At 51.5% G+C, this 12,455-nt stretch carries 10 protein-coding genes; 5 read left to right on the top strand and 5 right to left on the bottom strand.

Translation table 11 applies throughout. From position 1 onward, the window contains the following. Positions 1-5: 5 nt before the first annotated feature. On the bottom strand, positions 6-140 hold the full coding sequence (gene rpmH / locus GH984_RS06765; protein ID WP_153719449.1) for a 50S ribosomal protein L34: 135 nt from the start codon (positions 138-140) through the stop codon (positions 6-8). A 150-nt stretch (positions 141-290) separates the two neighbouring features. Here rpmH and dnaA point away from each other — a divergent pair, with 150 nt between their 5' ends. The 4 genes from dnaA to gyrB all read left to right on the top strand — a co-directional run bounded on the left by dnaA (position 291) and on the right by gyrB (position 6,517). Further along, the gene (gene dnaA, locus GH984_RS06760) at positions 291-1,613 is read left to right on the top strand and encodes a chromosomal replication initiator protein DnaA (RefSeq protein ID WP_153719448.1); all 1,323 of its coding nucleotides are present in this window, start codon (positions 291-293) and stop codon (positions 1,611-1,613) included. 223 nt (positions 1,614-1,836) lie between these two features. After that, positions 1,837-2,940 (top strand): DNA polymerase III subunit beta, encoded by a 1,104-nt coding sequence (gene dnaN, locus GH984_RS06755; protein ID WP_153719447.1) that lies wholly within the window; start codon positions 1,837-1,839, stop codon positions 2,938-2,940. A gap of 12 nt (positions 2,941-2,952) precedes the next feature. Further along, positions 2,953-4,062 carry a DNA replication/repair protein RecF gene (gene recF, locus GH984_RS06750; protein WP_172973194.1) on the top strand — a complete coding sequence of 370 codons (1,110 nt, stop codon included), beginning with the start codon at positions 2,953-2,955 and terminating at the stop codon, positions 4,060-4,062. Between the two features lie 37 nt (positions 4,063-4,099). Then, positions 4,100-6,517 carry a DNA topoisomerase (ATP-hydrolyzing) subunit B gene (gene gyrB / locus GH984_RS06745; RefSeq protein WP_153719445.1) on the top strand — a complete coding sequence of 806 codons (2,418 nt, stop codon included), beginning with the start codon at positions 4,100-4,102 and terminating at the stop codon, positions 6,515-6,517. Positions 6,518-6,524: 7 nt separating this feature from the next. Here gyrB and GH984_RS06740 read toward each other — a convergent pair whose 3' ends face one another. From GH984_RS06740 to glyQ, 4 genes are read right to left on the bottom strand one after another with little or no spacing between them, the layout of a single operon-like run. Beyond that, the gene (locus GH984_RS06740; protein ID WP_153719444.1) at positions 6,525-7,262 is read right to left on the bottom strand and encodes a lysophospholipid acyltransferase family protein; all 738 of its coding nucleotides are present in this window, start codon (positions 7,260-7,262) and stop codon (positions 6,525-6,527) included. After that, positions 7,255-7,812: a D-glycero-beta-D-manno-heptose 1,7-bisphosphate 7-phosphatase gene (gene gmhB / locus GH984_RS06735; RefSeq protein ID WP_153719443.1), complete on the bottom strand. Its 558-nt coding sequence runs from the start codon at positions 7,810-7,812 to the stop codon at positions 7,255-7,257. The genes GH984_RS06740 and gmhB overlap by 8 nt, the downstream gene beginning before the upstream one ends. 3 nt (positions 7,813-7,815) lie before the next feature. Then, on the bottom strand, positions 7,816-9,921 hold the full coding sequence (gene glyS, locus GH984_RS06730; RefSeq protein ID WP_153719442.1) for a glycine--tRNA ligase subunit beta: 2,106 nt from the start codon (positions 9,919-9,921) through the stop codon (positions 7,816-7,818). Continuing rightward, entirely contained in the window at positions 9,918-10,817 is a 900-nt protein-coding gene (glyQ, locus tag GH984_RS06725) for a glycine--tRNA ligase subunit alpha (RefSeq protein WP_153719441.1), read from the bottom strand. Before glyQ ends, glyS begins: the two co-directional genes overlap by 4 nt. Before the next feature lie 221 nt (positions 10,818-11,038). Here glyQ and glnA point away from each other — a divergent pair, with 221 nt between their 5' ends. Beyond that, on the top strand, positions 11,039-12,448 hold the full coding sequence (gene glnA / locus GH984_RS06720) for a glutamate--ammonia ligase (protein WP_153719590.1): 1,410 nt from the start codon (positions 11,039-11,041) through the stop codon (positions 12,446-12,448). Positions 12,449-12,455 lie beyond the last annotated feature (7 nt).

Here is a 12,455-nt window from a genome sequence, read left to right as displayed (position 1 = left end):
CACCTTTATGGTGCGAGCCGTGCCCGCCCTTTTGCACGCCGCCGGGCTAAAATTTTGCGCCCATTACGTGTCGCCATACGCGAGCGAAACCCATGGGTGCGCTTACGCTTAATGACACTGGGTTGAAACGTCCTCTTCATGCGGAAGCCGCCTTTTATAGGGGTTAAAAATCAAATTCAGCCGGCAAGAATAATCCCGGTAGGAACACCCTGTCAACGCATGTAGCGCCCCTGCGTAACAGCGGTTAGACTCGACAGCCTAAGTTTATCGCCTTTTTGAGGAGACGGTTTTTGACCGGTCTGTTATGGAAAGATTGTCTGCAGCGGTTGGAGCGAGAGCTTCCCGACCAGCAGCTCAACACCTGGATTCGGCCCCTTCAAGCCGAAGAGCACGGTGATGAACTCCGTTTGTATGCCCCCAATCGGTTTGTTTTGGACTGGGTGCGTGAGCACTTCTCAACGCGCATTGAAGAGCTACTCAGTCAGCAGCGCCCGCATGAGCCCCCCAAGCTCATTCTTGAAATTGGGGGTCAGCCCGCCAAGGCGCCGCGGGTAAAAACAACGCGGTCAAGTGCAGCCGGTGGGCCGTCATTTAACGCGCAGCTCAACCGGCTTTTTACCTTCGAGACGTTTGTCGAGGGTAAGTCGAATCAACTGGCTCGTGCCGCAAGCACACAGGTCGTTGAAAATCCTGGTAGCGCGTACAACCCACTTTTTATTTATGGCGGAGTTGGGCTAGGCAAAACGCATTTAATGCATGCCATTGGGAATGCGCTGGTAGCTCAGCGGCCGGATGCGCGCGTTCTTTACCTTCACTCTGAGCGATTTGTTGCCGATATGATTCGTGCGCTTCAACACAATGCAATTAATGAGTTTAAGCAGCATTACCGAGGTTTAGATGCGCTTCTCATTGATGATATTCAGTTTTTTGCCAAAAAAGAACGCTCCCAAGAAGAATTCTTTCATACTTTCAATGCGTTACTCGAAGGCCAGCATCAGGTGGTAATGACCTGCGATCGTTATCCAAAGGAGGTTCAGGGGCTTGAAGAGCGCTTAAAATCTCGATTTGGTTGGGGTTTAACGATTGCAATTGAGCCACCAGAACTAGAGACACGCGTGGCGATTTTAATGTCTAAAGCCGCTCAAGACGGGGTGGAGTTACCCCCTGAAGTGGCGTTTTTTATTGCTAAGCGTATTCGATCGAATATTCGTGAACTTGAGGGTGCATTGAGACGCGTGGTGGCCAATGCGCGGTTTACCGGAGCGCAAATTACCGTTGATTTTGCAAAGGGCGCTTTACGTGATCTGCTTGCCCTGCAGGAAAAGCTGGTTACTATCGAGAATATTCAAAAAACGGTGGCGGAGTACTACAAAATTCGGGTTTCTGATTTGTTGTCCAAAACGCGTAGCCGCTCGATCGCTCGGCCGCGGCAGGTGGCTATGGCGTTAGCAAAGTCGCTGACCAATCATTCTTTACCAGAAATTGGCGAAGCGTTTGGCGGGCGAGATCACACAACGGTCATGCATGCGTGTAAAAAGGTAGCAGAGCTGCAAGCAACGGATGCGCGCATTGATGAGGACTATCATAACCTGTCCAGAACCTTGTCAACATAATGGGGATAAGCTGGGGATAAAAGGCGATGGCTAAGTTATCCACAATGCGTCCACCGGTTATTGAGGGTTTATACCGAATGCACGCACAAGTTTTGGAAGTTTTAAGACATTGATTAGTATACTAAAAATAAGGTTACGCACAGACAATCGCCGCAGTTATTATTACGACTGTTATTCTATTTATAAACTAAACAATATTAATACTTAGCACAGGATAAGTCGCATGGAGTTCATCGTTAGCCGAGAGGCCCTTTTACGTCCCTTACAAGCGATCATCGGTGTTGTTGAACGTCGACAGACTCTACCAATACTCGCAAACGTTCTCATTGAAGCAGACAACAACACGCTAATGCTGACGGCAACTGATCTTGAGGTGGAGTTACGCGCTCATACGCCAGCAGAAATTGTTCAATCAGGCCGACTCACAATTCCAGCACGCAAACTGATGGATATTGTTCGAAATTTGCCTGAAGACGCAGAGCTGAAGATGAATCTAGAAGGCGAGCGGATGATCGTCCGTGCCGGGCGTAGTCGGTTTAGTTTGGCTTACCTTAGTGCCGATGACTTTCCTGTTGTTGATGAGGTTGAAGCCAATCAGCGGATTAAATTGCCGCAGCACCAGGTGCGCTGGCTAATCGAAAAAACACACTTTGCGATGGCAATGCAGGATGTGCGTTATTACCTCAATGGGTTGTTGTTGGAGCTAGATGGCCAAGGAATTAAAACAGTGGCCACCGATGGGCATCGATTGGCGCTGGCCGAATTGGCAGTGGATTTGCCGATTACTGAGGCAGTCCAAATTATCGTGCCACGCAAGGCCATTCAGGAATTGTTACGTTTGCTGGAATCTTCAGATATAGAGGTAGAGCTCATTTTAGGCAGTTCTCACCTTCAGGTTGTGCTGCCAGATATTCGATTTACCACTAAGCTCATTGATGGCCGGTTCCCAGATTACCAACGCGTTATTCCTGAAGCTGAAGGGTCGGTAGTGAATGTTGATCGAGAGATGCTGCGTAAAGCGCTCGTTCGGGCATCGATTTTATCGAACGAAAAATATCGAGGGGTTCGGTTTATCTTTGAACCTGATCAATTGCGTATTCAATCGAATAATCCCGAGCAAGAAGAAGCAGAAGAGGAAGTAGCAGCAGAGTCTAACGGCGGGGGTATGGAGATTGGGTTTAACGCCAGTTACATGCTTGATGCGCTAGGTGCCATCGAAGCGGAGTCAATTACGATGTATGTGCGCGACGGTAGTAGTAGTGCGCTACTGGTGGGTAACGGTAATGACCAGGATGGTCGTTATGTCGTGATGCCTATGCGGCTCTAGGCTATACGATTGGTGGCTGAGAAGGCCGTACCAAGCGGTTTAACCGTGTTGAATGTGCAGGGCTTTCGGCACTTAGCCAGCGTATCCCTCAATTTTTCACCCCATTTAAATGTGATTTATGGCGTCAATGCAGCGGGCAAATCCAGTCTGCTTGAGGCCATTTATTTTTTAGCACGGGCAAAAAGTTTCCTGACTCCTCGGCTGCAACGCGTTATTGCCAATGGTGGTAAAGAAGTTGTGGTGACGGGCCGTGTGCAAAACGCGAGTGGTCGCCACCAGTTAGGGGTGTCGTTTACTGAAGGAAAAACACGCGTCCGTTTAAATGGCGAGGATGTTCGATCGTTATCAGAATTTGCTGGACTAATCCCCATACAGGTTCTGAACACCGAAGCGCAGCGGTTATTAACGGAGGGGCCAACCGAGCGGCGAAGTTTTCTGAACTGGGGTGTGTTCCACGTGGAACCTGCCTACCGGGAGGTGTGGCGGCGGTATCAACGAGGGCTTAGACAGCGTAATGCTGCGTTACGGTTAGGGAATGAATCGGTTGCCAAGGCATGGGAAACCGAACTTAGTGAGGCGGGTGAGGTGGTTACTGAGGTGAGAACCCAGTTTTTAAACACCCTAATGACCGAGTGGGCGATGCTATTAAATGATTGGATGCCACATTTAACGTTTGATTGGCGCTATCGCACGGGTTGGTTGCAAGGGGAGTCGCTGAGTGATGCGTTGCAAAAAGGACGAAGTGCCGAGCTTAAACAAGGTTTCACATTATACGGGCCCCATCGAGCAGACCTCGTGTTAGTCGTCGATGATCAACCGGTCTCTCAGCGGTTAAGCCGCGGTCAACAAAAGATTGTAGTTATCGCATTGCGCCTGGCGTTATTAACGTTGTGGCGACAACACTCAGCAAACCGGCCCCTATTATTATTAGATGACCTTGCCGCGGAGTTAGATGCTCATCATCGTGGGTTGGTTATGGATCGTGTTCGAGGTATGGACGTGCAAACATTTATTACAACGATCGAAGCCGAACGCGTTCCTTTCTCTGACCAGGCGCAATGGTTCCACGTGGAACAAGGCAGGATTAGCGCTGATGAAAGGAATGAACGTGGCAGCGCTTAATCGGGTATAATAAGCGTATGAATAGAAAGGATGTTTTATGAGCGAACCGATCGAATATGATTCCTCACAAATTAAGGTGCTACGGGGCCTTGATGCAGTCCGCAAACGGCCTGGTATGTATATCGGTGATACCGATGATGGGACCGGTTTACACCACATGGTTTTTGAGGTGGTCGATAATGCGGTTGATGAGGCATTAGGCGGACATTGCTCAGAAATTGAGGTGATACTGCATCGTGACGAATCGGTTACGGTGAGTGATAACGGCCGTGGTATCCCAGTAGATATCCATCCCGAAGAAGGTCGGTCAGCCGCCGAAGTCATTATGACGGTGCTGCATGCCGGCGGTAAGTTCGATAACAGCTCTTATAAAGTATCGGGCGGACTACACGGTGTGGGCGTTTCGGTGGTTAATGCGCTCTCAGACCGGCTACGGTTGGTGATTAATAAGTCAGGTAAGGTCTATACCCAGGAATATGCCAGTGGTGAGCCGGTTGCGCCGTTGAAAGCGGTGGGAGAAACGGAAAAAACGGGCAGTGTGATTACGTTTCACCCCAGCCCAGAGATCTTTACGAATATTGATTTTAGCTATGACATTCTGGCTAAACGCTTTCGCGAGTTGTCCTTTTTAAACCCGGGTGTCCGAATTAGCCTAAAAGATGAGCGTACCGATAAAAACGATACGTTTGAGTATGCGGGCGGTATTCGGGCATTCGTAGAACATCTGAATAAGAATAAAACGCCCCTGCACCCGAGTGTTTTTTATCTCAGCACTGAGAAAGATGAAATTATCGTCGAAGTGGCAATGCAGTGGAGCGATTCTTATCAAGAAGCCATTTTCTGTTTCACAAATAACATTCCGCAGCGCGATGGTGGCAGCCACATGTCCGGTTTTCGGGCGGGCCTAACGCGTACGTTAAATCAATACATGGAAACGGAAGGGTATGCCCGTAAGCTAAAAGTTACGCCATCGGGTGATGATATTCGCGAAGGCTTAACGGCGGTTATCTCCGTTAAAGTGCCTGATCCAAAGTTTTCTTCGCAGACCAAAGAGAAGTTGGTCTCATCAGAGGTTAAGGGCGTTGTTGAATCCACATTAGCTGAAGCGCTCAATGCCTTTTTGTATGAGAACCCGGCAGAGTCACGGGCGATTGTTGAAAAGGTGGTTGATGCCTCCCGGGCACGCGAAGCCGCGCGACGTGCTAGAGAGATGACGCGCCGTAAAGGTGCTTTGGATATCGCTGGACTGCCTGGCAAGTTGGCTGATTGTCAGGAAAAAGACCCGAGTCTCTCAGAGCTCTATTTGGTAGAGGGTGATTCAGCCGGTGGGTCTGCCAAGCAAGGACGAGATCGGCGAACACAGGCCATTTTGCCGCTTAAAGGCAAGATCCTGAATGTCGAAAAAGCGAGATTTGACAAGATGTTAGCGTCTGCTGAGGTGGGTACGCTAATTACAGCATTAGGTTGTGGTATTGGCCGTGAAGAATTTGACCCCGAGAAGCTACGTTACCACCGCATTATTATCATGACTGACGCCGATGTTGATGGCTCGCACATCCGTACGTTGTTATTGACCTTTTTCTATCGGCAAATGCTTGAGTTGGTAGAACGTGGGCATGTTTACATTGCTCAGCCGCCTTTATATAAGGTTAAGCGCGGCAAACAAGAGCATTATGTGAAGGATGAAAAAGAACTGACCAACTATTTACTGCAGTTATCTTTGTCCAATGCCAGTATGGCGCCGGGTAATGATGCACCGGTCATGGGGCCAGAGGCGTTGGAGCGATTAATTCGCTTATATATCGACACCATGGAGACCATTGAGCATATTGGCCGGCGTATTGATCCGGCCATTTTGCGTGCAATGGTAGACCAACCCCCGGTAACCGAAGACCGCTTAAATGATGCTCAGTGGTTAGCCCATTGGTTTGAGCAGGTCACAGAACAAGTCAATAAAGACCTGCCGACGGGCACACAATATAAGCTGACCATGCAGGATGGTTCAGACGGCGGTTTCCAAGACGCGGTGATTACTAAACGTATGCACGGCATTTTCTATCCGCATATCTTTGGCCCATCCTTTTTCCTTTCCCGCGAATATGAAGCAATCAGAAAACTATCTGCCGCATTAGACGAGCTAATCGGTGAAGGTGCTGAGATACGGCGTGGTGAAAAATCCGAGCCAATTGATCATTTTCATGATGCTGTTCAATGGCTTATGGAAGAAGGGAAGCGCGGTTTATCGGTGCAGCGCTATAAAGGCTTGGGTGAAATGAATCCTGAGCAGCTTTGGGAAACGACGATGGATCCGGATTCTCGCCGTCTGCTTCAGGTTCGCATCGAAGATGTGGTAGCCGCCGATGAGATTTTCACAACACTCATGGGCGATCATGTTGAGCCGCGCCGCGACTTTATTGAGAAAAACGCGTTACAAGTCAGTAATTTAGACGTTTAGTGCCCGTCTATGGCTCTAGGGTCTCCATAACCGACTCAATCCATGCCTCGGTATCCGCAATAACCTCGGCAGGTGTTCGCCCTGCGGTTTGAATGGTGGGGCCAATACGTACCTGAATGGTTCCAGCCCGCATTCGAATGCTACGGGGTGGCCAGAAATAGCCCGCATTATGGGCAACGGGTACGACGGGTACGCCGGCCCGGCAAGCCAATAATGCACCGCCTTGTTGATAGCGGCCTCGCGCGCCAACCGGCACCCGGGTTCCTTCCGGAAATACGACAACCCAGCGGCCTAATTTGAGTCGCTCAGTGCCTTGGTTAATGACTTGCTTTAGCGCTTCTCGACTGGATTTTCGGTTAATGGCAATTGGGTCGAGTCGACCTAATGCCCAGCCAAACACGGGTATTTTGAGCAGTTCTTTTTTTAACACCCAGCTTTGTGGATAGAAATAAGACAGTAAGCTGAGTGTTTCCCAACTGCTTTGATGCTTAGCTAGCACCACACAGGCGGTATCGGGTTTGTTCTCTGCGCCCAGTACCTCTACCTTAATGCCGGCTACCCAGCGCGCTAGCCAACGAATATAGCTGCACCAGCGGGTAATCCACCAATAGCGGATCTTAAAAGACATACCGAACACAGGCAGTGTTGCCAGTGTCCAGATTGGCACCGAAATAATCATTCCCAAATGAAATAACCCGCCTCGCCAGAGGCTGCCTTTTTGGTAGGGTTTTACAAATTCATTCATGAATTGGCCTATTGAGCAGCGTGGTTACCGCTGCGTTCAGGTCATCAAATACTTCCACAGGCTGGGTATCATTGCACCATTGCGTTTCAGTTTGCCTGCCATTACCCGTGCGCACCAGCCAAGCTTCTACGCCAACCGCGGCGGCTGCGTCTAGATCGCGTTGGCTATCGCCAATAAAAAGGGCTTCATCAGGGGTTAAATTCCATTGGGCAAGCATTTGTAAAATCAGCCCCGGCTTGGGTTTTCGGCAATCACACTGACTTTCCGGTGCATGGGGGCAGACGGCAATGGCATCAAGATGCGCCCCGTTGGCTTTTAGTTGCGCCTGCATACGCTGGTGAATGGCATTGAGCGTTTGTTGGCTCATCATCCCGCGCCCCACGGCGGATTGATTAGAGCAAACACCCACCAACATACCGGCCTGGTTTAACTGGGCAATGGCCGCCAAGCTGCCGGGAAGTGCCTCCCATTGCTCGGGGCTAAGGATGTAATTTGGAGAATCTGCGTTAATGACGCCGTCACGATCCAATAAGATGGCTCGTGGACCCATGGGTTAACCTGATTCAGTTAATGCCGAGACATCGGCAATGGCCAGAAACTGCTGTTGCAATAGATGCAGCAACGCCAAACGGTTTTTCTGAATGGCAGGATCCTCTGCCATCACCATAACCTGATCAAAAAATTGATCCACTGGCTCTTTTAGCTCGGCAAGCAACGCTAATGCTTGGGCGTATTGTGCCTGGTCGATGTGTGATTGCAGCGTTGCCTGACGGTGGGTAACTGCCTCAAACAGGTCAGATTCCGCAGTCTGCTCGAATTGCGCCGGATTGACGGTTGTTTGGGTAACCGCTGCGGCCGCATCGCTTTCCGCTTTTCTGAGTAAGTTGCGGATACGCTTGTTAGCACTGGCTAAACTGGCGGCAGCAGGCAGCTGCGCAAAGGCCTGACAGGCGCGAAGCCGCCGGTCAAAGTCTAATGGTGAAAAGGCATTAGGATCGATGACGGTGCGCACGGCTTCAAACAACTCAGCCGCAAAGCCTTGTTCGTGATACAGCGCACGTAGTCTTTCTAAGCAAAAATCAACCAGAGCCGAAACCTGCTTAGAAGCCTCTACCGCGGCTGGCTGGCTACTGGCCGCCGCGGTAAATTGCGCGGTTAGATCCATATCGCGCTCGGCTTCGATTAACGTGCGGAGCAAGCCCAGTGCAGCACGGCGCAGGGCGAAGGGGTCTTTGGCGCCAGTGGGTGCTTTGCCAATGGCGAAGATACCCGTGAGGGTGTCGATCCGCTCGGCAACGGCAAGCAACTGGCCTAAGGCCGATGGCGCGATGGCATCACCCGAGAAGCGCGGTTGATACCCCTCATCAAGTGCCGCGGCTACGGCCGGGTTTTCACCACTTTCTAGTGCGTAGTACCGGCCCATGATGCCTTGCAGATCAGGGAACTCGCCCACCATTTCGGTGACTAAATCAGCGCGTGAGAGCTGCCCGGCGCGTTTAGCATCAGTGGCGCTGACCCCAAAGGTATCGGCTAATCCCTCGGCAAGCTGTGCCACACGCTGTGACTTATCGGCAACGCTACCCAGTGATTTTTGAAAAACCACTTGCTCGAGTGAACTGAGCCGATCGCCCAGTGCTTGATGGCGATCTTGATCCCAAAAGAACGCGGCATCGGCAAGCCTTGGCCGAATCACACGTTCATTACCGGCAATTACTTGTTCAGGCGCTTGGCTATCAATATTGGCCACGGTGATAAAATGCGGTAGCAACGCGCCCTGCTGATCTTTTACCGGAAAATACCGTTGATGCTCCTGCATGCTCGAGATTAGGGCTTCTGCGGGCACGCGCAAAAAGTCTTTCGCAAAACTGCCCGATAGCGCGACGGGCCATTCCACCAAGGCGGTGACCTCATCAAGCAATCCATCCTCAATCATTGCCTGTCCGCCTAAACGCTCGCCTTCTGCCATCACCTGCTCACGAATCGAGGCGCGCCGCGCAGCAAAATCGACCATGACATGGCCACGATGAAGTTGCTCGACATAGGTCGATGCCGAGGTAATCGCTATGGGATCAGGGTGATGAAAGCGATGCCCCTGGCTGTTGCGATCAGCGGTTACGCCAAAAAAGCTTGCGGGTACCACTTGATCGCCCAGCAGTAACACCACCCAATGCACCGGGCGGACAAACTCCAGGGTTTCGCTGCCCCAACGCATTCGTTTGGGAATGGGTAAGTGGTTGAGGGCCTGTTCGATAATGCCCGGTAAAAGGCTGGCTGTGGGTTGCCCAGGTTCTATGCCACGATGGACTAGCCAGGCGCCCTCGTCGGTTTCGAGGCGCTCTAGCGCATTAACGCTGACACCGCAGGAGCGGGCAAACCCTTCGGCCGCGCGGGTCGGATTACCGGCGTCGTCAAACGCGCTTGCCAATGCGGGGCCGCGTCGCTCAAACGACCGGTCTGCTTGCTCAATAATGACTTCGCTGACTTGCACAGCCAGCCGTCGGGGGGCGGCATAGCCGGTTAAGGCGCCATGCGTCAGTTCGGCACGATCCAGCCCGTCGCGTATCTTTTCAACCAACGCCGTTTGAAGTGATTTTAACGCGCCGGGGGGCAGTTCTTCGGTACCCAGCTCAAATAATAGGGGGGCGGTGTTTTGACTCATGCAGCGCCTGCCTTAGGTAACCCGGCCAATGGAAAACCGAGTGCTTCGCGCGATGCATAGTAAGCCGCCGCAACACCACGCGCTAAGCTGCGCACCCGCAAAATGTACGCCTGCCGCTCGGTTACCGAAATAGCATGCCGAGCGTCGAGCAGGTTAAAGGTGTGCGAGGCTTTTAGCGTCATTTCATAAGCTGGCAGCGGTAGCTCTAGCTCGATTAATCGCTGAGCATCTCGCTCATAGCCATCGAAGGCCGCAAATAAAGTTTCAACGTCGGCCAATTCAAAGTTATAGCGAGATTGTTCTTTTTCGTTTTGGAGATACACATCACCGTAGGTAACCGGGCCATCAGGGCCATCGGTCCAAATCAGGTCATACACGCTTTCTTTTTCCTGCAAATACATGGCAATGCGCTCTAACCCATAGGTCAGCTCGCCCATCACGGGATGGCAGTCAATACCCCCAACTTGCTGGAAATAGGTGACCTGAGTAATTTCCATGCCATTCAGCCATACCTCCCAGCCGAGCCCCCAAGCACCGAGAGTGGGAGACTCCCAGTTGTCTTCGACAAATCGAATGTCATGCACTAGCGGGTTGATGCCAAGTGCTTCAAGGGAGCCTAAATAAAGGGCTTGGAAATCTTTTGGCGAGGGCTTTAAAACCACCTGGAACTGGTAATAATGTTGCAGGCGATTGGGGTTTTCACCGTAGCGACCATCGGTTGGCCGGCGCGAGGGCTGAACGTAAGCGGCGCGCCAGGGCTCTGGGCCAATGGCCCGCAAAAAGGTGGCCGGGTGAAAGGTGCCTGCTCCAACCTCCATATCAAGCGGCTGCATGACAACGCAGCCATGCTGCGCCCAATAGGTTTGGAGCGAGAGAATTAATTGCTGAAAAGTCATAGTCACGAGTATAGCCGGCTCATAACGGGCTGTCAGTCTGGTAACGGCTAGCCATTCTCACCTCGCACTGTTATGGTGCACGATAAACCGCCGCCGCACAAAAACAGTGCGTTTTTGTCGTGTATGTCTTTTTTTGGTGCGTTTCTGCGGTTGGCATGAAAAATGCTTGCTATTAGACGGATAACCCTTTTTTGAATCCTATTGGAGGTTTAACAATGACGATGAGCGCTGATGACGTTCTCAAAATGATCGAAGAAAACGAGGTGCGCTTCGTTGACTTACGGTTTACCGATACCAAGGGCAAGCAGCAGCATGTCACCATGCCGGCCCATACCGTCGATGCCGATTTCTTTACCGAAGGTAAGATGTTTGATGGTTCTTCGATTGCGGGTTGGAAAGGCATTAATGAGTCTGACATGATTTTGATGCCGGATCCGGAAACGGCTGTTCTCGATCCGTTTTTTGATGATTCGACCCTGATTTTGGTCTGCGACATTATTGAGCCAAACACGATGCAGGGCTATGAGCGTGATCCGCGTTCTATTGCGCGCCGTGCCGAGGCCTACCTGCAGTCTACGGGTGTGGGCGATGTTGCCTACTTTGGCCCAGAAAACGAATTCTTTGTTTTTGACGATGTCCGCTGGGGCAACGACATGAGCGGTTGTTTCTTTAAGATCGACTCTGAAGAAGCACACTGGAATGCTGAGCGGGTTTATCCCGATGGCAACATGGGCCATCGCCCCGGTGTGAAGGGCGGCTACTTTCCGGTACCACCGGTAGATAGCCTGCATGATATGCGCTCGGCCATGTGCGAAGCACTGACCGATATGGGCCAAGAAACCGAGGTGCATCATCATGAGGTAGCCACCGCGGGGCAGTGTGAAATTGGTGTGGGCTTTAATACGTTGGTGAAAAAGGCCGACGAAGTGCAGACCCTAAAATATGTGGTTCACAACGTTGCCGCCGCTTACGGTAAGACGGCTACCTTTATGCCAAAGCCAGTTGTTGGCGATAACGGCAGCGGTATGCACGTGCATCAGTCAATTGGTAAGACGGGTGAAATGCTGTTTGCCGGTGATCAGTACGGCGGACTGTCTGAAACCGCGCTGTACTACATTGGCGGCATCATTAAGCATGCCAAAGCGCTGAACGCGTTTGCCAACGCATCTACCAACAGCTACAAGCGTTTGGTGCCGGGTTTTGAAGCGCCGGTTCTGCTGGCCTACTCCGCACGTAATCGGTCGGCTTCGGTGCGTATTCCGTGGGTGTCCAATCCTAAGGCGCGTCGGGTTGAGTTACGCTTTGGCGATAGCACCGCTAATCCGTATCTCTGCTTTGCCGCCATGCTGATGGCAGGCCTTGATGGCATTCAGAATAAGATTCACCCTGGCGATGCCATGGATAAGGATCTCTACGATTTGCCGCCTGAGGAAGAGGCGGATATTCCCAAGGTTGCCTTCTCGTTGGAAGAGGCCCTTGATGCCCTCGATCAGGATCGTGAGTTCCTGAAAGCGGGTGGTGTCTTTACCGATGATTCCATCGATGGCTACTTGGCGCTTAAGCGAGAGGAAGTCCAGCAGCTGCGTATGACAACGCATCCACTGGAATTTGACCTGTACTACAGCGTTTAAGCGATAG

This window comes from Spiribacter salilacus (assembly GCF_009649225.1).
Taxonomy (GTDB): domain Bacteria; phylum Pseudomonadota; class Gammaproteobacteria; order Nitrococcales; family Nitrococcaceae; genus Spiribacter; species Spiribacter salilacus.
Note: the sequence above shows the minus strand (reverse complement) of the source record. Positions and strands in the feature narration are given on the sequence as shown.

Coding starts and splice junctions, on each gene's coding strand:
- rpmH (WP_153719449.1), bottom strand. CDS start 140: ATGAAGAGGACGTTTCAACCCAGTGTCATTAAGCGTAAGCGCACCCAT.
- dnaN (WP_153719447.1), top strand. CDS start 1,837: ATGGAGTTCATCGTTAGCCGAGAGGCCCTTTTACGTCCCTTACAAGCG.
- gyrB (WP_153719445.1), top strand. CDS start 4,100: ATGAGCGAACCGATCGAATATGATTCCTCACAAATTAAGGTGCTACGG.
- GH984_RS06740 (WP_153719444.1), bottom strand. CDS start 7,262: ATGAATGAATTTGTAAAACCCTACCAAAAAGGCAGCCTCTGGCGAGGC.
- gmhB (WP_153719443.1), bottom strand. CDS start 7,812: ATGGGTCCACGAGCCATCTTATTGGATCGTGACGGCGTCATTAACGCA.
- glyS (WP_153719442.1), bottom strand. CDS start 9,921: ATGAGTCAAAACACCGCCCCCCTATTATTTGAGCTGGGTACCGAAGAA.
- glyQ (WP_153719441.1), bottom strand. CDS start 10,817: ATGACTTTTCAGCAATTAATTCTCTCGCTCCAAACCTATTGGGCGCAG.
- glnA (WP_153719590.1), top strand. CDS start 11,039: ATGAGCGCTGATGACGTTCTCAAAATGATCGAAGAAAACGAGGTGCGC.